The organism is Pseudomonas kermanshahensis, from assembly GCF_014269205.2.
Taxonomy (GTDB): Bacteria; Pseudomonadota; Gammaproteobacteria; order Pseudomonadales; family Pseudomonadaceae; genus Aquipseudomonas; species Aquipseudomonas kermanshahensis.
Genome location: NZ_JABWRY020000001.1, coordinates 3,304,728 through 3,330,324, shown reverse-complemented (window position 1 = coordinate 3,330,324; position 25,597 = coordinate 3,304,728). Strand labels below are relative to the sequence as shown.

General features: G+C 62.2%; 21 protein-coding genes and 5 pseudogenes. 17 read left to right on the top strand and 9 right to left on the bottom strand.

What is annotated here, in order from left to right:
* Positions 1–7: 7 nt before the first annotated feature.
* From HU764_RS15125 to HU764_RS27860, 9 genes and pseudogenes are all read left to right on the top strand, one after another.
* A pseudogene (locus HU764_RS15125) lies at positions 8–1,867 on the top strand (feruloyl-CoA synthase).
* Positions 1,864–3,111, top strand: coding sequence for a thiolase family protein (locus tag HU764_RS15120; protein WP_186703400.1), 1,248 nt, complete (start codon positions 1,864–1,866; stop codon positions 3,109–3,111). Before HU764_RS15125 ends, HU764_RS15120 begins: the two are co-directional and overlap by 4 nt.
* Before the next feature lie 13 nt (positions 3,112–3,124).
* On the top strand, positions 3,125–4,873 hold the full coding sequence (locus HU764_RS15115; RefSeq protein ID WP_186703399.1) for an acyl-CoA dehydrogenase family protein: 1,749 nt from the start codon (positions 3,125–3,127) through the stop codon (positions 4,871–4,873).
* A 335-nt stretch (positions 4,874–5,208) separates the two neighbouring features.
* On the top strand, positions 5,209–6,228 hold the full coding sequence (locus HU764_RS15110; protein WP_186682408.1) for a hypothetical protein: 1,020 nt from the start codon (positions 5,209–5,211) through the stop codon (positions 6,226–6,228).
* 106 nt (positions 6,229–6,334) lie between these two features.
* Positions 6,335–7,849, top strand: a complete 1,515-nt coding sequence (locus tag HU764_RS15105; protein WP_186703398.1) for an RHS repeat domain-containing protein — start codon at positions 6,335–6,337, stop codon at positions 7,847–7,849.
* A 631-nt stretch (positions 7,850–8,480) separates the two neighbouring features.
* Positions 8,481–8,726, top strand: a complete 246-nt coding sequence (locus HU764_RS15100) for a hypothetical protein (protein ID WP_027596371.1) — start codon at positions 8,481–8,483, stop codon at positions 8,724–8,726.
* Between the two features lie 155 nt (positions 8,727–8,881).
* Positions 8,882–9,151, top strand: a complete 270-nt coding sequence (locus HU764_RS15095; protein WP_186682401.1) for a DUF3077 domain-containing protein — start codon at positions 8,882–8,884, stop codon at positions 9,149–9,151.
* Positions 9,152–9,672: 521 nt separating this feature from the next.
* Positions 9,673–9,963, top strand: a complete 291-nt coding sequence (locus HU764_RS15090; RefSeq protein WP_186682399.1) for a hypothetical protein — start codon at positions 9,673–9,675, stop codon at positions 9,961–9,963.
* A gap of 21 nt (positions 9,964–9,984) precedes the next feature.
* A pseudogene (locus HU764_RS27860) lies at positions 9,985–10,134 on the top strand (transposase); the annotation flags it as partial.
* Between the two features lie 84 nt (positions 10,135–10,218).
* Here the strand turns inward: HU764_RS27860 and HU764_RS15080 are convergent.
* The 8 genes and pseudogenes from HU764_RS15080 to HU764_RS15045 all read right to left on the bottom strand — a co-directional run.
* Positions 10,219–10,683: a MarR family winged helix-turn-helix transcriptional regulator gene (locus tag HU764_RS15080; RefSeq protein WP_050580787.1), complete on the bottom strand. Its 465-nt coding sequence runs from the start codon at positions 10,681–10,683 to the stop codon at positions 10,219–10,221.
* A 120-nt stretch (positions 10,684–10,803) separates the two neighbouring features.
* A complete protein-coding gene (locus tag HU764_RS15075) occupies positions 10,804–12,657 on the bottom strand; it encodes an ABC transporter ATP-binding protein (protein WP_186703397.1) in 1,854 nt (617 codons plus the stop codon).
* A 127-nt stretch (positions 12,658–12,784) separates the two neighbouring features.
* On the bottom strand, positions 12,785–14,050 hold the full coding sequence (locus HU764_RS15070; RefSeq protein WP_186703396.1) for an MFS transporter: 1,266 nt from the start codon (positions 14,048–14,050) through the stop codon (positions 12,785–12,787).
* A gap of 33 nt (positions 14,051–14,083) precedes the next feature.
* Positions 14,084–15,145 (bottom strand): sugar phosphate isomerase/epimerase family protein, encoded by a 1,062-nt coding sequence (locus tag HU764_RS15065; RefSeq protein WP_186703395.1) that lies wholly within the window; start codon positions 15,143–15,145, stop codon positions 14,084–14,086.
* A gap of 113 nt (positions 15,146–15,258) precedes the next feature.
* The gene (gene pdxR / locus HU764_RS15060; protein WP_186703394.1) at positions 15,259–16,764 is read right to left on the bottom strand and encodes a MocR-like pyridoxine biosynthesis transcription factor PdxR; all 1,506 of its coding nucleotides are present in this window, start codon (positions 16,762–16,764) and stop codon (positions 15,259–15,261) included.
* An 83-nt stretch (positions 16,765–16,847) separates the two neighbouring features.
* Positions 16,848–18,437, bottom strand: a complete 1,590-nt coding sequence (locus HU764_RS15055) for a sigma 54-interacting transcriptional regulator (RefSeq protein ID WP_186703393.1) — start codon at positions 18,435–18,437, stop codon at positions 16,848–16,850.
* Between the two features lie 12 nt (positions 18,438–18,449).
* Positions 18,450–19,223 carry an SDR family NAD(P)-dependent oxidoreductase gene (locus HU764_RS15050; RefSeq protein ID WP_027596379.1) on the bottom strand — a complete coding sequence of 258 codons (774 nt, stop codon included), beginning with the start codon at positions 19,221–19,223 and terminating at the stop codon, positions 18,450–18,452.
* A gap of 61 nt (positions 19,224–19,284) precedes the next feature.
* A pseudogene (locus tag HU764_RS15045) lies at positions 19,285–19,725 on the bottom strand (thiolase family protein); the annotation flags it as partial.
* On the opposite strand from HU764_RS15045, the pseudogene HU764_RS15040 reads away from it, so the two are divergent.
* The 7 genes and pseudogenes from HU764_RS15040 to HU764_RS15010 form a co-directional block, all read left to right on the top strand.
* Positions 19,713–19,835: pseudogene (locus tag HU764_RS15040) on the top strand (3-keto-5-aminohexanoate cleavage protein); the annotation flags it as partial. The pseudogenes HU764_RS15045 and HU764_RS15040 overlap by 13 nt on opposite strands.
* Before the next feature lie 222 nt (positions 19,836–20,057).
* Positions 20,058–21,392, top strand: coding sequence for an MFS transporter (locus tag HU764_RS15035; protein ID WP_186703392.1), 1,335 nt, complete (start codon positions 20,058–20,060; stop codon positions 21,390–21,392).
* Positions 21,389–22,051: a DsbA family protein gene (locus HU764_RS15030; RefSeq protein WP_186703391.1), complete on the top strand. Its 663-nt coding sequence runs from the start codon at positions 21,389–21,391 to the stop codon at positions 22,049–22,051. The genes HU764_RS15035 and HU764_RS15030 overlap by 4 nt, the downstream gene beginning before the upstream one ends.
* Entirely contained in the window at positions 22,048–22,374 is a 327-nt protein-coding gene (locus HU764_RS15025; RefSeq protein ID WP_186703390.1) for a Rieske 2Fe-2S domain-containing protein, read from the top strand. Before HU764_RS15030 ends, HU764_RS15025 begins: the two co-directional genes overlap by 4 nt.
* Positions 22,371–23,381 carry a YeiH family protein gene (locus HU764_RS15020; RefSeq protein ID WP_186703389.1) on the top strand — a complete coding sequence of 337 codons (1,011 nt, stop codon included), beginning with the start codon at positions 22,371–22,373 and terminating at the stop codon, positions 23,379–23,381. The genes HU764_RS15025 and HU764_RS15020 overlap by 4 nt, the downstream gene beginning before the upstream one ends.
* A gap of 102 nt (positions 23,382–23,483) precedes the next feature.
* A pseudogene (locus HU764_RS15015) lies at positions 23,484–23,702 on the top strand (AMP-binding enzyme); the annotation flags it as partial.
* A gap of 191 nt (positions 23,703–23,893) precedes the next feature.
* Positions 23,894–24,436 carry a P-loop NTPase family protein gene (locus tag HU764_RS15010; protein ID WP_186683095.1) on the top strand — a complete coding sequence of 181 codons (543 nt, stop codon included), beginning with the start codon at positions 23,894–23,896 and terminating at the stop codon, positions 24,434–24,436.
* On the opposite strand, the gene HU764_RS28130 is transcribed toward HU764_RS15010, so the two are convergent.
* A complete protein-coding gene (locus HU764_RS28130; RefSeq protein WP_225935660.1) occupies positions 24,422–25,009 on the bottom strand; it encodes a hypothetical protein in 588 nt (195 codons plus the stop codon). The genes HU764_RS15010 and HU764_RS28130 overlap by 15 nt on opposite strands.
* 118 nt (positions 25,010–25,127) lie before the next feature.
* Between HU764_RS28130 and HU764_RS14995 the strand changes: the two genes are divergently transcribed.
* Entirely contained in the window at positions 25,128–25,592 is a 465-nt protein-coding gene (locus HU764_RS14995) for an Lrp/AsnC family transcriptional regulator (RefSeq protein WP_081717555.1), read from the top strand.
* Positions 25,593–25,597 lie beyond the last annotated feature (5 nt).

Sequence of the window (25,597 nt, the reverse complement as noted above, 5' to 3'; positions counted from 1 at the left end):
AGCCTTCATGGTCTGCGAAACCCTCTCCGTTGCCCAGCGTGCGCCCTTGCGCGCCGTCAAGATCGGGCAGCCTCAGGTACAGGTGCGCCAACAAGGCGACATCCTCTACCTGAACCCTGTGGAACCACTTGCTGCTTACCCGGCACGGCTGATGGAGCGCTTGCTGCATTGGGCCGAACAGCGCGGCGAGCAAACGTTCGTTGCCCGCCGTGGTGCCGATGGCGAGTGGCAGCACATTAGTTACGCCACCATGTTGCAGCGTGTTCGATCCATCGCCACCTGGTTGCTGGATCAAGGCCTGAGCGCCGAACGCCCGCTGGTGATCCTCTCGGGCAACGACCTTGAGCATGTGCAACTGGCCTCGGCCGCACTGTATGCCGGCATCCCGTATTGCCCGGTATCGCCGGCCTATTCACTGCTGTCCCAGGATTTTGGCAAGCTGCGCCATATCGTCCAGACCCTCCAACCGGGCCTGGTCTTCGCGGCCGACGCTGCCTATGGCAGAGCCATCGATGCGGTGTTCGAGCCCTCGGTGTCACTGGTGCTGGGCGAGGGCGAACTGCCAGGCCGGGCGAGCACGCCGTTCGCCGAGGTGTTGGCCACTGCCGCACACCCTTGCGCCGACCAAGCGTTTGCCGCGTTGCGCCCACAAAACCTGGCCAAGTTCCTGTTCACGTCCGGCTCCACCAAGCTGCCCAAGGCTGTGGTCACCACCCAGGGCATGCTCTGCGCCAACCAGCAGATGCTGTTGCAGACCTTTCCGGAATTCGCCGAGGTGCCGCCGGTGCTGGTCGACTGGCTGCCGTGGAACCACACTTTTGGCGGCAGCCATAATGTGGGCATCGTGCTGTACAACGGCGGCACGCTGTATATCGACGATGGCAAGCCGACGCCGCAAGGCTTTGCCCAGACGCTGCGTAACCTCAAAGACATTTCCCCCACGGCGTACCTGACCGTGCCCAAGGGCTGGGAAGAACTGGTCAAGGCGCTGGAGCAGGACAGCAGCCTGTGCGAACGCTTTTTCCAACGCATGAAGCTGTTCTTTTTTGCCGGCGCCGGGTTGTCACAGGCCATCTGGGACCGGCTTGACGCGGTGGCCGTGGCCCATTGCGGTGAACGCATCCGCATGATGGCGGGGCTGGGCATGACCGAGACCTCGCCGTCGTGCACGTTCACCACGGGGCCGCTGTCGGTCGCAGGCTACATTGGCCTGCCGGCCCCGGGCTGCGAGGTCAAGCTGGTGCCGGTGGACGGCAAACTCGAAGCGAGGTTTCGCGGGCCGCATGTGATGCCGGGGTACTGGCGCTCATCCCAGCAAACCGAAGCGGCGTTCGACGAAGAAGGGTTCTACCGCAGCGGTGATGCCGTGCGCCTGTGCGACCCCGACAACCCGTAGCTTGGGCTGATGTTCGACGGGCGTATTGCCGAGGACTTCAAGTTGTCCTCCGGGGTGTTCGTCAGCGTCGGGCCCATGCGCACCCAGGTGATCCTGCAGGGTGCCCCATATGTGCTGGACGTCGTGGTACTGGGCCCTGACCGCGAATGCCTGGGCTTGCTGATCTTCCCGCGGTTGCCGGAGTGCCGGCAGTTGGCCGGGCTTGGCGACCAGGCCAGTGATGCCCAGGTGCTGGCATCGCCTGCCGTGCGGGACTGGCTGTCGAGTCTGCTGGCCAGCCTCAACCGAGGCGCCACGGGTAACGCCAGCTTCATCCAGTTCGCGGGCCTGGCCTACGAAGCGCCGTCCATCGACCGCGGCGAGATCACCGACAAAGGCTCTATCAACCAGCGTGCGGTCCTGCAACTGCGCCAGGGCCTGATCGACAGCCTGTACGCCGGGTCGGGGCCGTTACGTGTAGACGCGCCATGACGGCCCGGGGGCAATTCCGCGCGTTTGCGGCGACCGCGTTGCTCGATGGTATCCGCACGCCGTGGGTCGATCTCAATGGCGCATTCGGGTTGCTCTCGCCGACCGACCTGGGTATCAAGGCCGGCCGCGCAGTGTTGCAGCGCGCCGGGCTGGAGGGGCGTGCTGTCGACAGCGTATTGGCTGGCTCCATGGCCCAGGCTGACTTCGACGCCTACATGCTACCCCGGCATATCGGGCTGTACTGTGGCGTCGACCAGGCAGTACCCGCGCTGATGGTGCAACGCATCTGCGCGACCGGTTTTGAACTGCTGCGCCAGGCGGGTGAGCAAATCCAGGCGGGGGAGGCGGGCACGGTGCTGTGTGTGGCGGCGGAGTCGATGTCACGCAATCCGATCGTGGCCTACACCCACCGTGGCGGTTTTCGCTTGGGCGGCGAAGTCGGCTTCAAGGACTTTCTCTGGGAAGCCCTGTTCGACCCCGCTGTTGGCATCAGCATGATCCAGACCGCTGAGAACATCGCCCGGCACTGTCACATCCCCCGGGCTGCCGTAGACGCCTGGGCGGCCCAGAGCTTCGCGCGGGCCATGGCTGCGCGGGCGCTAGGGTGGTTTGCCGACGAGTGCGTCAGCGTTGGCAATGAAGTGTTCGAAGCGCCCGGCTTGCAGCCACGCGGCATTCGCCTGCCGCGTGGCGTTGAAGCCGTCTCCGAAGACAGCCACCCGCGCGCGACCGCGTTCGAGCGTTTGCAGCAACTGCCCCCGATTTACCCGCAGGGGGTGCAAACCGCGGGCAATAGCTGTGCGGTGGTGGATGGCGCAGCGGCGGTGCTGATGTGTTCGGCAGACCAGCTGGCTGGGCGCATGCCGATGGCCTGGTTGCGGGCCAGCAGTGTGGTGGGCGTCGCGCCTGAGGTGATGGGGCTGGGCCCGGTGCCGGCCATCCGTTTGCTGCTGAAGCGTGCAGGCCTGCCGCTGGACGCCATCGCCTGCTTCGAAATCAACGAAGCCCAGGGCGCGCAGATTGTAGCGGTGCAGCAGTCGTTGGGCATCGCGCCGGAACGGCTGAATGCCTGTGGCGGCGCTATCGCCCTTGGCCACCCGCTGGCCGCAACCGGCCTGCGCCTGGTGATCAGCGTTGCGCGGCAATTGCGCGCCAGTGGCCAGCGCTATGGCGTGGTATCTGCCTGCGTCGGCGGTGGCCAGGGCATGGCCCTGCTGTTGGAAAACCCACTGGCCAAGACCTGAAAAGGAGGTTCACGTGTCTATCTATCGCGCTCCGCTGCAAGACATCCGTTTCGTGATCGATCACTGGCTGCAAGCACCTGCGGCCTGGGCTGAATCCGAGCGATTCGCCGGCGTCGACAGCGCGTTGGCTCACCAACTGCTGGAGGAGGGCGCGCGCTTTGCAGAACACCAGTTGCTGCCGTTGAACATGAGCGGCGACCGCGAAGGCTGTAGCTTCCACGCCGGCAAAGTGACCACCCCGAAAGGTTTCCGCCAGGCCTACCAGCGTTACGTGGAGGGCGGCTGGCCAGGGTTGACCTGCGCAGTGGAGCACGGCGGCCAGGGCCTGCCGCTGCTGCTCGGGGCTGCGCTGCACGAAGTGATCTACGCCTGTAACCATGGCTGGGCCATGTACAGCGGCATCGCCCATGGCGCCTACGAGTGCCTGCGTACGTTTGGCTCTGCCGAGCTGTGCCGGGCCTGGCTGGGCAAGATCGTCAGCGGTGAATGCCTGCCCACCATGTGCCTGACCGAACCCCAGGCCGGCAGCGATGTGGGGCTGATACGCACGCAGGCGCGGGTGGATGAAGCAGGGGCTTATCGGCTGACGGGCAACAAAGTATTCATTTCGGGTGGCGAGCACGACCTCACCGACAATATCGTCCACCTAGTGCTGGCGCGGCTGCCCGATGCGCCTGCAGGCAGCCGTGGTCTGTCGTTGTTCCTGGTTCCCAAGTTAACTGAGCAAAGCCAGTCCAACGGCGTTCATTGCACCGGCATCGAACACAAGATGGGCATTCACGCCAGCGCTACCTGCAGCCTCAGCTTCGACCAGGCTCAAGGCTGGCTCATCGGCGAGCCCCATTGCGGCCTGGCTGCGTTGTTCGTGATGATGAACAGTGCCCGCACCTACGTGGGGCAACAGGGCTTGGCCCATGCCGAAAGTGCCGGGCAGCGTGCCTTGGCCTATGCACAGGCGCGTGTGCAAATGCGTGCGGTGGTGCGCCCTGAAGGTGCTCCAGCTGCCGCAGCGGACCCGGTGGCCCTCCACCCGGCCGTGCGGCGGGTGTTATGGCAGTCTCGGGCGCTGACCGAAGGCATGCGCGCCATCGGCTATTGGAGTGCCCACCTGCTCGACCTTGCCGAGCAGTCGCAAGGGGCGGCCCGTCACACCCTGGAGGCCCGCATCGGCTTGCTCACGCCCGTGGTCAAAGCCTTTTTCACCGAGCAAGGGTTCCAGCTGGCCAGTGACGCGTTGCAGGTGTTTGGCGGCTACGGGTACGTCACCGAATCGGGCATCGAGCAGACCGTGCGCGACAGCCGCGTGGCCATGATTTACGAGGGCACCAACGAGATTCAGGCCAACGACCTGCTCGTGCGCAAGGTGTTGGGCGACCGTGGCGAGGCGCTGGAATCGCTGCTCGACCACGTGCTGGAAGATGCGGGCTTGGCGAGTGACGCCGAAGGCAGGCGTTGGGCGCAGCAGTTGCACGTAGCCAGTGACGGATTGCGCGCTTGGGTGCGTGGGCTTGTGCGGCATGATGACAGGGAATATGCCTACCGGGCAGCGGGTGACTTCCTGCAAGCGTTAGCGATGGTGTTGCTCGGCCATGCCTGGGCCCGGGCGGCACGCTTGGCGTTGATGCAAGTGGAGCAACCGTTCTACCGGCGCAAACGTCAGACGGCGGCGTACTTCTTTGACCACCTGTGGTTGCGTTTTGAGTACCGGTTGCAGTGCCTGCAAATGGCCGAACTACCGCTGCCGTTTGTGGATGACCTGTAAGAGGCTTACGCATTTCAGTGTAGGAGCAGCCTTGTGCTGCGAAGAGGCCCGTGACCAAACCGGGAATCTTCAGGGCTGCCACCGGCCTCTTCGCAGCACAAGGCTGCTCCTACCCAGACCGCGCATGACCGGAGGATGAGGCAGGGGGAGCGGGTTTCTCGGACCTTTATACGGAGTCCAGCTCATAGTCGATTCGCGTCAACCTATCATTTTTACCAGTAGACGATAATCACCATCCGGTGTGTCATTCAAGGGTGTGCGAAGCGCACAGTGGAGTGCATTATCTCTTGAGAAATGGAGGTTAATAGATGCGTGTACATTGTGCAGGGTTGATAATGCTGGCGATGATCGGGCCTGTACAGGCATCGCCTGAGCTGGATAAGTACGGTAAGGAAGTAGAGAAAAAAGTTACATTGCGCTATCAAGCTTATGTGCAGTCCTGTCCGAATAATCGCCCGGCGTACGAATGCTCCGGTCTATTGATAAGAGGTGTGGGCGATCCGCGTGGAAAGCATTTTAACGCGTGGGATCCCCCCCGAAAGGGAGCAACGCACGATACCTCGTTTAGTTACGTGCGCATCGGTATATCCTTTGAACGGTTAGCGTATGCATACACCAATGGTTATATTGTGTCACCGCCAGGTCAAGAACAACCGGATCAATTGCAGTTGCAGCCAACCTGCTTCTATCCCGTTGATGGTGCCTCGGACAAACGCTCAGACAAGGGTTGTGGAGCGTATGAGGACAAGAAGGACAGCAGTGCGCCATGTGTGGTGTCGAGTGACATTGTCACAGGTGCCAAGGCCTGGTTTGAGGCCCATTCACCCATTGATGATAAGGCCTACGACAAGCGGTGCGCGTTCTCCCTTAAGGGGCCAGATGTAACGGAGGCGTTCATGACGGCACTGGCGGTCGTTGAGCGGGCGTCCGAAAAGACCACCGTGCCTAATGACTTCAAGGTGACCTCGTGGACGGCTGAAACAGCCGGCGCGCTTCCCGTTGAAGCTTTTTTCTATAATGACGAAGATAAATTAATTGGGCTTCCCATTGCACAATTTAATCAGTGCCGATTCAAGCACGTGACGGGGCGTGAGGTTCCTATTCTGCGCAGGGTTGTACTTTTGTTAAATCTCGAGCCCTTCGAGCACACGATCGAAAACGTTAACCCACCGCTGGCTGAAGTGTATCCAACGCTAAAAGACATGGCCTTTGAACATGGCACGTTGAGGGCGGCAGTCAAAAGCATTGCGCCTAGGGCTGAAGGTTTAATGGCGTATAATTCCTTTTCTTATTATTCGCAAGATCAAACAGGTGTTCAGCGCTGCAGCGAGGTGCTGAGTGCTGCAGCGGGTTGACGGTGTACTGACGCTATAAACGTTGTGGAACTGTGCGTAAAAAGTTGAGGTGGTAACTGTTTCTAAGGTGACGAAATCCTTCTTGTGCTAAAGGTGATAGCTGGGTATGGACAATCAATCTGCAGAAAGTAAGCCGCATCTTGTTAATAGTGCAGTAGGTGACGTGCGCTTAGAGTTTGCGAGCCACCATTCACTCACCCTTGGCAGCGATGGGCCACTTAATGGTGGCTCGCCCACTGCGCTGTTTCAAGACGCTGAGCCTAAGGACATGCCTGATTACCTTGCTGCTGGCTACAGTGTCACGCTGGACCTTGCCAAGCGCCAATTCAGTGAAGCCTGCGCGCCCACCTTCAAGGGTAGGAAGCAAACGGCCACCTCCCTGCACATCTACTCGGCGGCCGGCCAGTTGCTCAGCTTCGACGACATTACGGGGACTACCACAACGTTCACCTACGACACCAACCACCGCGTCGTCAGTTCAGCCAGTTCGGCATGCCAGACAACCAGCACCTACAACGACCAAGGCCAACTCACTCAGGAAACCATCAAGGATGTCTGCAGCGGCGCCTTGATGACGGTGAGTTACGCCTATGACCCGTCAGGCAATGAAACTACGCGTACTTTCAGTGGCGACGGCTTTCCTACCCTAAGCCTTGAGCGAACGTTGCTCAGCGATGGGCGGCTGAAGCAGTTCGTGCTAAGGGTCGATGACAAGGAGCACCGCAGCGACCATTACACGTACGACAGCGATGAGCGTCTGCATAAATGGTATTGCACGGGCGAGAATGCGCCCGTCAGCAGCAGCAACAAAGCCTATACCGAGCAGATATTTACGTACGACACCCATGGCAACGTTGTGTCGCGCAGCCACAAGTCGAGCAAGGGGCCAGGTGTTTCTACTTACGGCTATGACCCAGACCGCCCAGGTGCACTGATCTCATCGAACGGTGACCCACAAGTCAACGATCAACGCGGCCGCACCTTGAAACGCAGCAATCGCAAGCTCGGTTATCACGCGAATGGACAGATCAAGTCATACAGCAGCCAGGCAGGGGGAGAGGGCGCGGATTACCAGTTTGCCTATGACACTCAGGGGCGGATCAGGGAAGTGGTGCTAGGTGAGCAGCGGGAGGTGTATCACTACCGGGAAGGGTCTATCTATGCCGTTCAACAATTGGGCGATCACTTTACCGGCAAGGCAGCGAAACGGCGGATGGTGCTGCTTAATAACAGCCCCTCGTGCTTTTTGCAGCAAATTACAGAGGCCACTGGTGACGTGTGGGAGTCAACGACCTGCACGTTCGAACTGCGCGATGCTGCGGGCACCGTGTTCGCCAGCCTCAAGCATGGCCAATCTACCCCCCCGGTCTATTACAGCTACCTGCCCTATGGGTTTCGTGTTCGCGACTTAGCATCCACTACTTGGCTGGGTTTCAAAGGCGAACTGCTCAACCCTTTGAGCTTGTACCACTTGGGCAATGGCGATCGTTTGTACGATGCGCAGCTGCACCGCTATCAGGTGCCTGCGGGCGCAGGTCTGCTTGCTACTCAAAATGGCTCGCCGTACTTGTACTGCAACGGCGACCCGGTGAATAAACCGAAGCAGGCGCCGACGAGCTAAAGTTGAACATCCACTCCGAGTGATCAAGCGGCAGCGCGGTACAGCAGGCTGCGGCCTCAGCACTAAAGCACAGCTACTGCGTTGCCTGGTCTGGCCTCTTCGCGGGTTAACCCGCTCCCACAAAGTTATTTGGTCTCGAGGCTTACGCATTTCATTGTAGGAGCAGCCTTGTGCTGCGAAGAGGCCCGTGACCAAACCGGGAATCCTCAGTGCTGCCACCGGCCTCTTCGCAGCACAAGGCTGCTCCTACCCAGACCGCGCGTGACCGGAAGGTGACGCAGGGGGTGGGCTTGCACTGCGAAGAGGCCGGGTTGTAAAGCTTCGGAGAGAAGAAATCAGATTTAACCCCTTCCTTGTAGGGCATTTCCCAAACATACTCCTGCCGCCTTTTTTCCGTTGCGGCTGTTCAGGCAGCGCTCTAGTCTCGGCGTGTCGTTGCACATCAACGACACGGCTTTGACAGGCCGCGACGGTAATCATGCATACGGTTCGTCCTTTATGGCGGCTGTACGTGTGGGCACGCTTGCGTGCGCCGGAGCTTCGTGATTCCGCCGGTCTGTCAACCCACGTACAGCTGCCACCTTTCTGTTTGACAGCAGGCGGGTGGTTGCCACTTAGAAGGAATTATAGGATGTTGAAGATAGTCCCCGATCCACCCCACAACCACCATTCCCTCGAAGACACCCTCATCCAGGCAGCGGACTACGCCCTGTGCGCACAATCCGTGGCAAATCAGGCCATTCTCCTACAGCCCAAATCACCCGTGTCGATCTTGATGATGGCGACGATGCATGAGCTGGAGGCACTGCGTGTGCTGCTGGAGTCGGCGTTGATCCAGGTGCAGATGCCGGCGCATCAGCCACGGACTCAGCATTGAGCCACAGGTAATGAGTTGCCTGTTCGGGCCTCTTCGCGGGGCAAGCCCGCTCCCACAGGTACACCGCAGGTCTCAAGGCCTGTGTATACCTGTGGGAGCGGGCTTGCCCCGCGAAGAGGCCCGAACAGGCGGTGAAATTTCAGGGAGACCGAACAATGACCACAGGCGCCAACAAAGCCCCAACCACGGTCGGCAAGACCAAGTTCTACCAGGGCGAAAAAAAGACCCAGCCGCTGTTCTGCATCGAGCCCGGCATCCCTTGCCAAGACGCCCGTGAGCAAGCCTCAGAGCTGATGGGCGTTGTGCGAGACCTGACCATCGCAGGGGTAATGGACGACAACCCGCAGCTTATCTGGGCCTCACATTATCTAAGCGCCTTGGCCAAGGCGCTGATGGATGATGCCGAACTGGGGATGACGCGCTAACGGTGGGGTTGCCGAGGCTCGATTCATTGTCCTACCGTTAAGTCGGGGCCGGTAGTGTGGGCAACCCATTACGCCTGTATGGACTTAGGTTTCATTTTAGACAGCGCGATTCTCCTGGTCCTCATTCGGTATTTAAAGGTCTGGACCCTAGACTGAGTACGTTCCCATCATTCAAAAAGTATGCCGCCATGGATTTGTATGGCTTTCCAGCGACGCTAGGTAATGTGTCCGCCAAGAAGGTGCGTTCAGTAGCTCAGCATTGTCATTCGGTCAAATCGTGAGCACTATCATTTTTGCTAGTTGCAATCAATAAGCCGTTTTTGGATTATTGGGGTGGGAGATGTTGCAGGTTGCGGTTAAGGATCGGAGGATCCCTAGCTCAAATACCCAGTGGTACTTCTGAAACACCACACTAGCGAAGGCGCTTGCTTACGATTTTTGTTAACTAGAATGCTATGCCGGTTGGACAGGTAGCATCTGGCGCTTTTGTATGACTCACCAAACAAAGTGGAGTTATTAACATGGCGTGGAAAGACAGTCAAATTGGTGCGGCTCGAAAAGGTTGGAATCTGGTTTTGTCTGTGCACAGGCAAAATGTCGATGATATAACTGATATTATTAAGGAGATGAAGTCGGGGAGTTTTTTGAATTTGTCTTTTATAGCTGCCATTGATGATGGTGGATATGCATCAAGCGCTGAGTTTGGGCTAAGGCCTACTAAAGATCTTAATGCATTGACTACTGAGGAATTCAATCGGTTTTGCGATGCCATCCCTAGCGGGATAAATGTCACACTCTCTCTGCCGTCATAGAGAAAGGGGATGTTGTAAGTCATGTGTCATACCCACAATGAAAGAGGTATGACACATAACCCTAGTTCCGATCACTACCAATATTGCTTCGGGATGAAGGTTCATGTTGGCGTTGATGCGGAGTCCGGTCTGGTTCATTACGTCCATGGCACCGCCGCCAGTGTGGCCGATTTTTTCGACAAATAGCGCTGTGTGACGGGGGAACTACGACTTGCCGCCGCTGCGCGGCAAGTTGATCGAAGGATCCTTAGGTGCTCAATAGACCTTGCGCAGCAGGGCAAGCAACTGCCGCCGCTCGTCATCATCCAAATTGGCCGTAGCGGCACGGTCACTCTCTTCAGCTACCCCATACAGCGTTTTCAGCAGCTTCTCACCCGCTTTGCTCAGGTACAGGCCATAAGAGCGCTTGTCTGCCTTGCTGCGCACGCGCAGGGCCAGGCCCGCTTCTTCAAGCTTGTTGAGCAGCGGCACCACTTGGGGCGGCTCAATGTTCAACGCCTTGGCCAGCTCGGCCTGCGTAGGGCCTGGGTTTTGCGCGATGATGGCCAACGCAGAAAACTGTGCAGGCCGCAGGTCGTAGGGCGTCAGGCACTCGACAAGGTGCTGAAACACCTTCATCTGCACGCGGCGCAAGGCGTAGCCAACCAGATCATTCAGGTCGGTCGGCGCAGTGGCCTCGCTGCTGTCGGCGCCCGGTTGCAGTGCAGGGGATGTGTTCATGCGATCTCGTGTGTCAGCGACGGTAAGGGTAAAAAAATGATTAAGAAGTATAACCGATGCTGACCCGATGCAAACAGCGCAGGGCAGGTGGCAGCCGCAACCGGCTGCCACCCCGCAGGCTCACTCCATGGCCTCCGCTACGCCTTGGTCTTCACCCAAGAAGCCGCCACTCTGGTGCTGCCAAAGCCGTGCATAGGTGCCGTTGCGGGCCAGCAGTTCGGCATGGGTGCCTTGTTCGATGATGCGCCCTTCATCCATGACGATCAGGCGGTCCATGGCAGCGATTGTCGACAGCCGATGGGCGATGGCGATGACGGTCTTGCCGTGCATCATCTCATTGAGGCTTTCTTGGATGGCGACTTCGACCTCGGAGTCCAGCGCGCTGGTCGCCTCGTCGAGCAGCAGGATCGGGGCGTTCTTGAGCATCACCCGGGCGATGGCAATGCGCTGACGTTGGCCACCGGACAGCTTGATGCCGCGCTCACCCACCAGCGTGTCGTAGCCGCTGTGGCCTTGGCGGTCGCTCAGCTGGTTGATGAACCCGTCAGCCTGGGCGTTGGCGGCGGCCTCGCGGATTTGCGCGTCGCTCGCGTCGGGGCGGCCGTAGGCGATGTTGTCGCGAATCGAGCGGTGCAGCAGCGAGGTGTCCTGCGTGACCATGCCGATGGCGCTGCGCAGGCTGTCCTGGGTCACCTGGGCAATGTTTTGCCCATCAATGCGAATGGCGCCGTGGTCAACGTCGTAAAAGCGCAGCAGCAGGTTGATCAGCGTCGACTTGCCCGCACCGGACCGCCCCACCAGGCCGACTTTCTCACCGGCGCGAATGTTCAGGCTCAGGCCATCGAGCACCTGCCGCTCACCGTTGTAGTTGAAGCTGACATTGTCGAAGCTCACCGCGCCGCCTGACGTCACCAACACCCCGGCATTCGGCGCGTCCTGTACTTTGGGGCCGCGGGTCAAGGTGGCCATGCCGTCCTGCACGGTGCCGATGTTCTCGAACAGGGAGGTCATCTGCCACATGATCCAGTGCGACATGCCGTTGATGCGCAAGGCCATGGCGGTAATCGCCGCCACCGCACCGGTGCCGACTTCGCCTTGGTGCCACAACCACAGGGCATAGCCGCCAGCGCCGATGATCAACCCGACAACCAAGGCCTGATTGACGATTTCGAACTGGCTGACCAGGCGCATCTGGCGAAAGCCGGTCTGTTTGAAATCCTCCATCGCCGCCCGCGCAAAGTGCGCTTCGCGTTTGGAATGCGAAAACAGCTTCACGGTGGTGATGTTGGTGTAGGCGTCCGAGATGCGCCCGGTCATCGATGAGCGCGCATGGGCCTGTTCCTGGCCGACTTTGCCCAGGCGCGGCACGAAGTACAGCAAGGCCAGCCCAAACAGCGCGACCCAGGCAATGAACGGCAGCATCAGCCTCAAGGCAAAACCGCCCGCCAGCGCGATGATGGCGATGAAGTACACGCCGATGCCGGGGGCGATTTCGATCAGGGTGAACAGCACTTCGCGCACGGCCAGTGCGGTCTGCATCACCTTGGTGGTGACACGGCCGGAAAACTCGTCAGAAAAGAAAGAAAGGCTTTGCCGCAGCATCAGCCGATGGAAGTCCCAGCGCAGCCGCAGCGGCAAATTGATCGCCAGTACCTGGTGCTGCACCATCGTGCGCAGCGCCACCAGCCCAATGCTGGTCAGCAGTACGATGCCAATGCCCCACAGCACGCGGCTTTCCTGAGCCGCTTCAGCGCCGCCCGTTTGCCAGGTCGAGAGCAAATCGACAACCTGGCCGAGAAAGGAAAACAGCCAGGCTTCGTAGATCGATACACCGGCGCTGAGCAGCGCCAGCGCCAGTACGTAACCACGCGCGCCGCGCGTGCAGGCCCACAGAAAACGCAGTAGGCCGACCGGTGGCGGCGGGGCCTCGTCGGGTGGGAAGGGGTCTAGCCGTCGTTCAAACACACGGAGCATGGTGGCCTCCTAAAAGGTCCAGTTGTACCCCGTGCGGGCGTCAGGCGCCAGACCGACATGCAAACCTTACACCTAGGGAACCCTAGGCCAGCCTCCACCGTCGAAGCTGGCCGAGGGTGTTCATGCTTCATGCTTGCGCCGCACTCATCCCGCCTGCAGCCAGGGCATTCTTTCTAACGGCCCGGTACAGCAGGCTGGACACCATGAACCCTGCAACGGCCAGGATACTCATCAAGGTGAAGACCCAGTTGTACCCCTGCTGGCCGGGGAAGTGGTCGAGGATCGCACCGTAGATGACGTAGGCAAACATGCCCGGCGCGTAACCGATCAGGCAGCCGATACCGAAGGCGGAACCGGTGATGTGCTGGGGAATACCGACTTCGCCCATCGGCGCCCAGAACACGCCGCGCATGGAGAACACGATCAGCGCAAAGGACAGGGTGGCGGCCATGCCGGCATAGATGAAGGTCGGGCTTTTCGGAATCAACATGATCACCGCCATCAGCGGCAACAGTGCCAGAAAGGCCCACTTCAGGTAGCGGCTGGTGCTCTTGAACTGCTTGTCGGCAATGAACCCACCGGCAGGCCCGCCCAGAATCTTCAGGAAATACTGGTTGATGATGCCGTAGGCACCCACCAGCGCCACCGGCAAGCCGTACATCTCCTTGAGGTAGGGGATGAAGTAGGTCAGGCCGCAATAGACGATGTAGACCATGAACACGTTCAGGCTGACCAGCCAGATACCCGGCACCTTGATCGCCTCCATCAGGTTAGCCAGGCCATTTTTCGGCTTGGCCAGCGACGGCGCGCTGTCGCCCTTGAGCAGGAACCAGGTGAGGGTGCCGGCCAGCAGGTCGATGACCGAGTAGAACAGGATCGCTGACTTCAAGCCGCTTTCGCCCGAGCCCATCGCCACGAACACCCCCAGTGCGGCAAACGCGACCAGCGTATCGACCACGCCACGCCCGCCTTCGAGCAGGCCGAACAGGCGCCCTTGTTCCTGGTCGTTACCCAGGTTGCGGATGGCCTTGAGCAGCGATGGCCAGAACAGGCAGTCGGCACACACGGCCAGCAGGCTGAACACGATCAGCAAGCTGCTGAACGGCGGGAAGGTGGCCAGGTACACACCCAGGCAGCCGGTGCCGATCAGGCCCAGGGGGATGAGCCTGCGCGTCTCGAAGCGGTCGGCGAGCATGCCGCCGACCACGAACAGTGCGGTGGCGATGATCGCGTTGGCGCTAAGTAGCAGGCCGATTTCAGTGTGGCTCAGGCCCATGAATTCCTGCATGGGGACGTAGAATGCATCCTTGAGGTTCGCCAGCTTGTAGACGGTACCGCCGCCAAGGACGAGGATCAGGAATCGGAGCCATTTGGCTTTGTTCTGGGCTGTCATTGTTGTTCTCCGCAGGTAGTCGGGTCGCCAGGTTCAAGCGTTGGCCAAGGTCAGCTCGGCCAGGGTGCGAAACTCGTTCAGCAGGCCGCGCACGTAGGCCACCTGGTTGTTCGCCCAACGGTGTTCGTCAGCCAGCATGCGCTCCAGGGTGAAGCCGGCCGGCAGGGGGGTGTCGCTCATTTCCCGATACGCGATGAAGGGGTCGGCCGCTTCCTGCTGTTGGCGGAAGGCCGGGGCCACGTAGTGGTTTTCCTGCTCGAGGATGAAGGCGATCACCTGCGGGGCGGTGTCGCCCAGCATCAGCAGCTCGAACAGCATGCGGGCATTGGGCAGGTCGTCATCGGCGCTGCCTTGCAGCACGCCGTAATGGCCGAAGCCGTTGTGTTCGGCCACGATGCGCACACCCTTGAGGTGGCTTTGGCGGATGTGCGGCGCCAGGTTGCGCAGGGCCTGCAGGGGTTGTTCGCAGGCATTGATCATGTTGCCAAAGTCGAACAGGGCATGCAGGCGAGGGTGGTCGAGGCGCTTGAGCAACTGGGCGATCTCGTCGCTCTTGAGCTCTTCGTGTTGCTCGAAGTCAAAGTACAGGTTGTGGGCGTCGGCCTGTTGCGCCAGGTAGTGCAGGTCGCTCTCGATGATGTCCATGACCCGCGACAGTGGGCCCTCGTAACGCGAGTAGACGCGGATGTTGCACACCCCCAGGGCCTTGGCGATGGCGATCACCTGGTCGACGTCTTTTTTCAGCGTGCTGCTGATTTCCACATGCACGTCCAGCCCCAGCGCCTTGGCCTTGTCGGCAAATGCCTGAAGCTGGGCGGGTGTCATCTGGCTCAGGCTGTTCTGCTCGCCGTCGAGCACGTGCAGGCTCAGGCCTTGCAACTCATGGCGATAGGCGAAGTCGAGCAGGTCGGCGGGGGTGACCCGGCCGTGGGTGAGGTTGGTCAGCAGCGGGTAGGCATGGGCAAAAAGGCGCAGTTGCCCGAGGCGTTCGAGCAAGCGCTGGGCCAGTGCCTGGGTCAGCACGGGGGCTGGCGCCTGTTCCACCACGTTGTGGCTCAGCAAGGCGTTGAAACGTTCCTGGATCTTATTGTTCATTAGCGTCGTTCCTGGTTCAGACGCCGGGGTCTACCGGCGCAACCTTTATCGCGCCAGTGAGGAACGTTCGATAGATCCATTATCCGCCAATCGATAGGACCACTTGCCTGGCCTCAGGTGTTTGCGGGCAGGTACCCCAGTGTGCGCAAGGCCTGGGCCAGTGCCTGGACGCGTGCTGCGGCCTGGTTTTCCGGCGTGCCGGCAAAGCCGATCAGCAGCGCAGGCGGTTGCGCATGCTGGATGCTGTAGTCGCTCAAGGGGTAGGTGTGGATGCCGTGCTCAGCCAGTTGCCGGGCGATGTCGGCATCGTTGAGCTCAGGGGGCAGCCAGGCGATCAGGTGCATGCCCGCATCGGCCGGGGTGAGGGTGAAGAAGCCGCCCATGTGCTGTTCGAGCTGTGCGATCAAGGCCTGCTGGCGTGCCTTGTACAACGCGCGCATGCGGCGGATGTGGCCAATGAAATGGCCTTGCGCCATGAAGTCAGCGGTGGTGGCCTGCAGCAGTGTGGGCGGGCTCCGGTCCATGACCGCACGCAGGGTGCAGAAGGGTCCGACCAGCGCCGGCGGCAGGATCACGTAGCCCAGCCGGAGTGACGGAAACAGCACTTTGCTGAAGGTGCCGACATAGATCACCCGGGCCATCTGGTCCAGGGCATACAGGGCGGGCAGCAGGCGGCCACTGTAGCGGAACTCGCTGTCGCAATCGTCTTCGATGATCCAGCTTTGTTGTTGCGCGGCCCAGTCGATCAAGGCCTGGCGCCGCGCGTAACTCAAGGTGACGCCCAGCGGGTGCTGGCGCGAGGGGGTGCAGAACACCAACCGGGCCTCAGGGCATTCGCGCAGGCCTTGCTCCACGTCGATCCCGTGTTCATCGACACGCAACGCGGTCACCCGCGCCCCTTGCGCCTGCAAAGCAATGCGCGCGGCGATATGCCCCGGGTCTTCCATCCATACACTGTCCTGGGGGTTGAGCAGCAACATGCCCAGCAAGTTGAACGCTTGCTGGGCGCCAGACACGATCACCACCTGCCCGGCATCGCAGTCGATGCCACGGGCATCGAACACATACTCGGCAATGGCGCTGCGCAAGGCCTGCAAACCTTGCAGCTCGCCGTAGCCCAGCATCGCCTTGGTGGGCTTCAGCAGGTGCTGGTTCATCAGCCGCCGCCATATCGCCTGGGGGAAGGCTTCGTAGGTGCTGTGGCTGGGCAGGAACGAGGTCGGGGTGGCCGGGTCCCAGTCGGTGTACGAGACGCCGCGAAAATGATCGCTGCGCAGCGACAGCATCGACTGGCTCAGGTCGGACAGGCGCGGCGGCGGCTGGGGCTGCTCGGGCTCGCTGCCGCGGCTTTCCCATTCCGTGCCGACATAGGTGCCGGCGCCGGTGCGCGAGGCCAGGAAGCCTTCGGCAATCAATTGATCGAACGCATTGAGAATGGTGATCCGCGACAACCCCAACTCGTTGCTCAAGGTGCGGGTCGAGGGCAGGCGCACGCCACCCTGGATCCTGCCATTGAGTATCTGCTTGCGAATCTGCAGGTACAGCTGGCGGTACAGGGGGATGGCACTGGCACGGTCCAGCTCGATGGCCGACAGCAGCAAACCTGCGGCGGTTTTCATGACATGCTCGTCTGCGCAAAAAGGATTGGGCCCAAAACCGTCAGGCCACCAGAGGCCAAGGGTATCGGGCGCCTCGCGATAAGTCATCCGCAGGATGCGCGCAAACGCCGCCACAGGGTGCTGCGGCTGACACCCAGGCAACGCGCAGCCTGGTCCATGTTGCCGTCGCAGCTGTCCAGCATGCGCCGGGCGTGCGCCGCCTCGGCGGCCTTGCCCAGGCTGCGCAGGTTCTCGCTAGCGGGTAGCGGCTGTGCGGCGGCCTGCACATGCTCGAAAAATTCCGGGAAGAGCGTGGCCAGGCCGATGCCATCGGCGCCCACCAAGGCTTGGGCGCACAGCGCGGCGCGCTCGGCGATGTTGTCGAGCTCGCGGATGTTCCCTGGCCAGCGGTGGCGCAGCAGCAGGGGCAGCAGGGGTTGCAACTGCGGTGTGACGAGCGGTGTTGCACCGTGCCGTGCGAGCAGCGCCTCGAACAGGGGCAGGATGTCTTGGAGCCGATCGCGCAGGGGCGGCACGGCAAGGCGCAGGATGTTCAGGCGGTAGAACAGGTCGGCGCGAAACTGCCCGTTGGCGATGCGCGCTGGCAAGTCGCAATGGGTGGCGGCAATTACGCGGATGTCCACCGGTGTTGGCGCGCAGCCACCCAGGCGCAGCACCTCGCGCTCCTGCAACACACGCAGTAAACGGGTTTGCAGCGGCGCGGGCATGTCGCCGACTTCGTCGAGGAACAATGTGCCACCGTGCGCCAGCTCGATCAGGCCGGGTTTGCCCCCTTTGCGCGAGCCGGTGAACGCGCCGTCTTCAAAGCCAAACAGCTCGCTCTCGAGCAGCGGCTCCGGCAGGGCCGCGCAGTTGATCGCCACGAACGGCCCCTGCTGGCGGGCGCTGGCGTGGTGCAGGCTTTGTGCGAGCAACTCCTTGCCCGTGCCGCTTTCGCCGGTGATCAGTACCGTCGCGTCGGTCGCGGCGTAGCGCTGCGCCAGCTGCACGGTCGCGCGGAACGCCGGGGCATCACCCAGCAACTGATCGAAACGATAGCGCGTCGTGAATGGCTGCGCGGCAGGCGGCTTGCGGCTGCGCCGGGGCTGAATGCGCAGGTTGTCGAACGCATGGCGCAGGCTGTCGCTGTCCAGGGCCAGCACGCCCTGGGCACCGGCCGCGTCGGCCAGCTGGCACACCGTCGGCGACCCGATGATGACCTGGACGCCGTCCGCGACCAGCTGCGCGACCTGCGCCCGGGCCTGTTCCAGGCGGGTATAGGTGTGCTCGTGGACCTTGAGGTTGAGCAACGCTTGCATCGCCGCCAGCCCGGGGTGGGGGTGGCCAAAGCTGAGCACGCCGACGCGCCGGGTGCGCGTATGGGCAAGGGCGAGGGCGCGGATCAGGTCGTGCTCGCCCAGGTGCAGGGCCTGCACCGAGGTCGACAGGTGCTGGCGCAAGTAGTCGGCGGCGGCCCCGGAACACAGGATGACGTCGGCCTGCTGGCGCCTCTCCAGCTCGCGCGCCAGCGGCAGCAGCTTGCCGAGGGTGGTTTCCATCACCTCGACATGGGCCTGCTGCCGGTAGTCGGCGCTGACCTGCTCGATCCGCCGGGCCATGGGGCTGGGTGCTCCAGGGCAGCGCAAGTGGGTGACCAGCGCGACCACCCGGGGCCGGTAAGCGGCGGTGGGCATGCAGGCTCCTTGTTACAACGGGTTGACCAAGTGCCCGCCATCCACGGCGAGGACGCTGCCGGTCATGAACGCACCGGCGTCACTGGCCAGCAATAGCAGTGGTCCGTCGAGCTCGCTCAATTGGCCCAGGCGGCGCATCGGCACGTGGTCCTTGATGTATCCCTGGCCGGCCTCGCTGTCGAAGTAGGCCTCGTTCATCTCGGTCTTGAAGTAACCGGGGGCGATGGCATTGACGCGGATCCGGTAGCGGGCCAGCTCCAGCGCCATGGCCTTGGTCAACTGCACCACACCGGCCTTGGCCGTGCAGTAGTGGCTCAGCCCGGCCCCTACGCGCAGGCCCAGGATCGAGGCGATGTTGACGATGCTCCCGGCGCGGCCGGCCTTGACCAGGCGCTGGCCAGCGCATTGGGCGACATGAAACACGCCATCGAGGTTGGTCGAGAGCATGCGCTGCCAGTCCTGCCCGCTCAGTTCGAGAAAGCGCCCAGGGTCGCCGATGCCGGCGTTGTTGATGACCACATCGACCACACCGAAGCGGGCCTCGGCCTGGTCGAAGGCCTGTTCGACACTGTCGCGTTGAGTGACGTCGAGCGCCACGGCCAACGCTTCGCCACCCTGGGTTTCAAGTTGCTCGACCAGCGCCTGCAAGCGCTCGACCCGCCGCGCCGCCAGCACCACACGGGCGCCAGCGGCCTGGGCCAAGCGTGCGAAGTGGGCACCCAGGCCGCTGGAGGCGCCGGTTACCAAAACAGTCTTGCCGGCCAGGGAAAAAGGGGTTGCTAGCATGGAGCGTTCCTCATCTTTCAGTGAGTGGGCAGGGGTGAGAGCCCTTGCGGTCCGGTTGTGTTCACAGCACTTCAAACAGGCCCGCCGCCCCCATGCCACCGCCCACGCACATGGTCACCACCACATAGCGCACCCGGCGCCGTTTACCTTCGAGCAGCGCATGCCCAACCATTCGCGCGCCGCTCATGCCATAGGGGTGGCCAATGGCGATGGCGCCGCCGTTGACGTTCAGGCGCTCAGGGTCGATGCCCAGGGTGTCGCGGCAATACAACACCTGGCAGGCGAACGCTTCGTTCAGCTCCCACAGGCCGATATCGTCGACGTTCAGCCCATGCTGCCTGAGCAGGCGCGGCACCGCGTACACCGGGCCGATGCCCATCTCTTCCGGCGCCAGGCCGGCCACGGCGATGCCCCGGTACAGGCCCAGCGGCCTGAGGTTGCGCTGCTCGGCCAGGCGCGCGTTCATCAACACGCAAGCACTGGCGCCGTCGGACAGCACGGGCGATCTACCGGATCGGCGAGCAGTACGCATCCGTCGAGGAAACCTTGCTGGCCAACGGCATGGCGCCGAACCGCCGGCCGGGCCAGAAGGGCGCGCCACAGCGCGCCTAAGGCACTGGCCTCACTCCCTGTAGGAGCAGCCTTGTGCTGCGAAGAGGCCCGTGATTACTGCGAAGATCTGCGGTTCTTTCACCGGCCTCTTCGCAGCGCAAGGCTGCTCCTACAAGGGGCGCGCGTCTGACGCGAGGCGATGAGGCCAGTACCCGCAGCACAGATTTTGGCATTTGTTCATAACAACAAAAACAACCCAAGCCAGATACCCGAGGAGGCAGCATGGCCACCTATCACACCGGTGCGACGGACCCAGGCACGGATACATCACTGGGCATCCCCCGGCGCTATGCCTGGATCGTCTTTGCCCTGACCTTCGGCCTGTTGATCTCCGACTACATGTCGCGGCAGGTGCTCAACGCCGTGTTCCCCCTGTTGAAGCAGGAATGGCAGCTCAGCGACAGCCAGCTCGGCCTGCTCAGCGGCATCGTTGCCCTGATGGTCGGGCTGCTGACCTTTCCGCTGTCATTGCTCGCCGACCGCATCGGCCGCATCAAGAGCCTGACCTTCATGGCGGTGATGTGGAGCCTGGCCACGCTGGGCTGCGCAGTTGCCGAAAACTACCAGCAGATGTTCATCGCGCGCTTTCTGGTCGGTGTCGGCGAAGCTGCCTATGGCAGCGTCGGTATTGCCGTGGTGGTGGCGGTGTTCCCGCGTGAGATGCGTGCCACCTTGGCCGGGTCGTTCATGGCCGGTGGCATGTTCGGCTCGGTGCTGGGCATGGCCCTGGGCGGCGTGATGGCCCAGCACCTGGGTTGGCGCTGGGCGTTCGCCGGCATGGCGTTTTTCGGCCTGGCCCTGGCGCTGCTCTACCCGCTGATCGTACGCGGGGCGCGCATTGCCCCGAAAAATCGGGCGAGCGCCGCCGACAAGGCCGCCTTGAAGGCATTGCGCCCGCTGCGCACGCTCTATTCAAGCCGCTCGGTGATCAGCGCCTATGTCGGCAGCGGCTTGCAGCTGTTCGTCGGCGGCACGGTGATCGTCTGGATTCCCAGCTACCTGAACCGCTACTACGCCATGAGCACCGACCGGGCTGGGGCCGTGGCAGCAATCATCGTGCTGTGCAGCGGCGTCGGCATCGTGCTGTGCGGCATGTTGTGCGACCGCATGGGGCGCGATCGCCCTGATCGCAAGATCAGCCTGGCCATCGCCTACTGCCTGGGCAGCTGCGTGCTGCTGTCAGTGGCCTTCGCCATGCCGGCGGGCCTGCCGCAACTGGTGCTGATCTGCCTGGGCATGATGATTGCCGCAGGCACCAATGGCCCGTCCAGTGCCATGGTCGCCAACCTGACCCACTACACGGTGCATGGCACGGCATTCGCCACCCTGACGCTGAGCAACAACCTGCTCGGCCTGGCCACAGGCCCGTTGATCACCGGCAAGGTGTCCGACCTGATCGGCCTGCAAGCCGCCTTTCAACTGGTGCCGTTGATCAGCATCGCCGCCGCCGCGGTGTTTTTCTACGCCAAGCGCCACTACCACCCTGACATGGCGCGCCTGGCCTGTGGCAATAGCCCGCAAGCGCCTGTCGAGCCCGTACTGGAGGCCCGTACGTGAAGCATTCGCTGTCGATTGACGTGTATTTCGATTTCATCTGCCCGTGGTGCCTGATCGGCAAGCGGCAACTGCAAACCGCACTGGCTCAGTTGCGCGAAGCCCGGCCCGAGGTCGAGGTCACCCTGGCCTGGCACGGCGTGCAGCTGTTGCCCGACCTGCCCGCAGCCGGCCAGCCGTTCGCCGACTTCTACCGCCGCCGCCTGGGCAGCGACGAGGCGGTGCGGCAACGCCAGGGGCAAGTGCAGGAGGCTGCGCGTGCCGTGGGCGAGCTGATCGACTTCAGCCGCATCGCGTGCATGCCCAATACTGCCGACGCCCATCGCCTGCTGCTGCATGCGGTCGAACTGGGCAGCGAGCAACAGGTCGAGGCGCTGCTGGAGCGGCTGTTTGCCGCGTATTTCCGCGAGGGCGAAGACTTGGGCGATCGCGACACCCTGTTGCGCATCGCCGAACAGTGCGGCTTTACGCCTGCCGCGCTGGCCGGGAGCCTGAGCGCTGATGGCCGGCCATTCATCAGTGCCAGCGCCGACATCGCCAGCAGGGGCGTGCCGTGTTTCGTCTTCGACGATCACCTGCGCGTGTTCGGTGCCCAGCCGGTAGAGCAACTGCTCGACGCCATGCACCTGGCGCTGTCGCGTTCGGCGGGGGTGCAGGCGTGAACGGGCGTATCGAGGTACCGGCCCAGCGTGTGCCAGGCGTCGGCGAGCGTGTGCTGTTCGAACACGGGGGCAAAAGCCTGGCGCTGTTCAATGTCGACGGGCGTTTGCTGGCCATCGACGACAGCTGCCCGCACCAGGGTTCATCGTTGTGCGCCGGGCAACTGGACGGCGCCGTGATCCAGTGCCGCGCCCATGGCCTGCGCTTTGACCTTGCCAGTGGCTACCTGCTCAATTCCACGGCACTCAAAGTGGCCAGCTATCCGGTGGAGGTGGAGGGCGACCAGGTCTTTATCGTCATCGCCGGCCAGGAGGTGGTGTCATGAGCACCCTTGCGCTTGCCCAGGTCAACCACCGCGCGTGGGAGTTGGCGCCGGGGCTTAGCGTCAGCCTGATTACCGCTGGGGCGGCGAGCTTTCTGGCGGAGCATTATGGCGCGCCGGTCATGCTGTTCGCCCTGCTACTAGGCCTGGCGCTGAACTTTCTGGCCAGCGATGGCAAATGCAAAGCCGGCATCGAATTCACCGCACGCACGGTATTGCGCCTGGGCGTGGCATTGCTGGGCATGCGCATCACCCTGGAGCAGATGGCAGGCCTGGGCTGGAAGGCCGTCGCACTGGTGGTGATCCTGGTGGTGGTGACCATCGGCGTGTCGATGGTGGCGGCCAAGGCCCTGGGGTTCCAGCGCCTGTTCGGTATGCTCACCGGTGGCGCCACGGCGATCTGCGGCGCCTCGGCGGCGTTGGCGCTGGCCGCTGCGTTGCCCAGCCACCCGCAAAAAGAGCGGGCGACGCTGTTCACCGTGATCGGTGTGTCGGCGTTGTCGACCCTGGCGATGATCCTCTACCCAATGATCGCCAACGCGCTCGGCCTGTCGCCACAGGCTGCCGGGGTCTTTCTTGGCGCGACGATCCATGACGTCGCCCAGGTAGTGGGGGCGGGCTACAGCATGTCGCCCGAAACCGGCGACACCGCCACGGTGGTCAAGCTGATGCGCGTCGCCATGTTGGTGCCGGTGATTGTTGTCGCGGCCATGATCTCGCGCCGCCAGGGTACCGACACCGCAGGCAAGCGCCCGCCATTGTTGCCCTGGTTCGCGGTGGGGTTTCTGGCGCTGGCCTGCATCAACAGCACCGGGTGGGTGCCGTTGGCCGTGCAGGGTGGGGGCAACGAGCTGTCGCGCTGGTGCCTGGTGGTGTCGATCAGTGCCCTGGGCATGAAGACTCAGCTCAAGGAGCTGGCCGCCGTGGGCATCAAGCCGATTTTGCTGATGGTTGGCGAGACGGTGTTCTTGGTGGCGCTGGTGCTGGTGCTGTTGCACGTGGGGCTCTAGGTTTTGTACGAAGCAGTGCTGTAGGTTTCAGCTCCGCTTTTCGGCTTCAGAAAGAGTCATAACAGTTGCTGGTCGACCTATGTCGATACACAACGCTTTCCCGATGAACAGTGGGGTGAGCGGCCGATTGCCCTGGTGGTCCGCGCGCCCGGTGACAGCCTTGACCAGCCGATGCTCGAGGCGCACCTCAAGCAGTTCGTCGACCGGGGCCAGATCAACAAGTGGGCGATCCCCCGGCAGGTGCACTTCGTCACTGACATCCCCAAGACCAGCATCGGCAAGATCAACAAGAAGCTGATTCGCGAGATGCACATGGTGTAAGGACCAGTCATGGCACCGGCTTCGCCGGTGATCGCTGGCAAGCCAGCTCCCACAGGTCCCTGCTAAACCCATAAGTTATGTGCTGTCCTATGGAAGCCGGCTAAACCAATGAAGTCTATTTTTGTGTAGGGATTGGACTGCCCCTCCATAACCTGCACAATTGCCGGCTTTTTTCGCGACAGGAAGCCGCCATGCAACGGATTGTGATTCTGGGAAATGCCGGCAGTGGTAAATCCACCCTTGCTCGTGCCGTGGGCAAGCGGCTCGGCGTGCCGGTGGTTCACCTGGATACCCTGTTCTGGGAGCCCGGCTGGGTCGAACCGGACGCCGAGCTGTTCCGCCAGCGGGTCGGCGAGGCGACAGCAGGAGACAGCTGGGTGTGTGAAGGCAACTACGCCCGGCGCACATTCGACCTGCGCCTGCCCCGTGCCGACCTGGTCATCTGGCTCGATACGCCCCGGCTTACCTGTTTCACCCGGGTGATCCTGCGCAGCGTCATGAACCGGCCCCGTCCAGACCTACCCGCCGGTTGCACAGAGAAACTCGACCGGGCGTTTCTGACCTTCCTGAACTTCGTGTGGAACTTCGATCGCGGCTACCGCCCAGGCATCGAGGCGCAGCGCCTGGCGAAAGGGCCGCAGGTGCCTGTCGTGCACGTGCGTGGCAGCCAACAAATTGCCGCATTTCTCGACAGCTTGCCGGCTGCCGGCAAGCTGGCGTCAGCCGGGCAGTAGCGTACGCAGCGCAGCGGTCACGGCGAGGGCGAACAGCATCACTGGCAAGATTGAAAACCGTGAAGCGGCATAAGCGGTAAGTGCCAGGGCGATGAGGTCTGCGGGATGGCCAGAAACGAAGGCGGGCGTGATCACGGCAACCAGCACGCAGCCAGGGGCGGCGTTCAGCACCCGGCTGAATGGCTTTGCCCACAGGTACGCGCTGACCAGGCCGGCCAGCGTGCCCGCCAGCACGTACCCGCCACCGGGAATCAGCAGGTAGAACAGCCCTGCAGTCACCAGGCTGAACAGCCAGGGCAGGGCGGCGTGCACCCCTTTCCACAGGCCCTTGAGCAGCACCAGCAAGACGGCGGCAAATGCCATGTCCAAGCCGTAGGGGTGCAGGTCACCCAGCAGCGGCCCGATCAGCGCGCCGAGAGTGATGAAGCTGACCCAGGCCACCCACTGACACCCCCTCGAAGTGGAGCCGGTGCGCGGGCTCGATTGGGGTGGCGATTCGGTGGTCGCGGCAGCGGGGCATTCGCGGTCTGGCGTTGCAGGGGGATCTTCAACTACGGATTCAAGGGCATTCATGGTCACCTCCAGTGGGGGAAAATTATTCCAATGAATCGCTGAAATAGGGTTGCGTAGTGGCTCTACTGGCGTGAGTATTTGGCATCTGCTGCCGAAATATTCCAATCAAAGGTTTTCAATGCCAATCAAGCTCGACGCCATCGATCGACGTATCCTGCGGGCGCTGCAACGCGACGGCCGCCTACAGAACCAGGAGCTGGCCAAACAGGTGGGGTTATCGCCCTCACCGTGCCTGCGGCGGGTGCGCCTGCTGGAAGAAGCCGGCGTTATCGAGCGCTATGTGGCGCTGGTGGACCCGGCCAAGGTAGCGCTGGGCCTGACCTTGTTTGTGCGGGTGTGGCTCAAGCGCCAGGACCAGGACACCACCGATGAGTTCGTCGAAGCAGTGCGGCTTTTGCCCGAAGTGGTGGAGTGCCACGTCATGGCGGGTGACTGCGACTTGCTGTTGCGGGTGGTAGCCGCGGACCTTGAGGCCTATCGCCGCTTCCAGATCGCTCACTTGACCAGCCTGAGTGTGGTGCAAAACGTCAAAACCGAAGTGCCCATGGAGAAAATCAAGCTCACCACCGAGTTGCCGGTGTAGGCGGC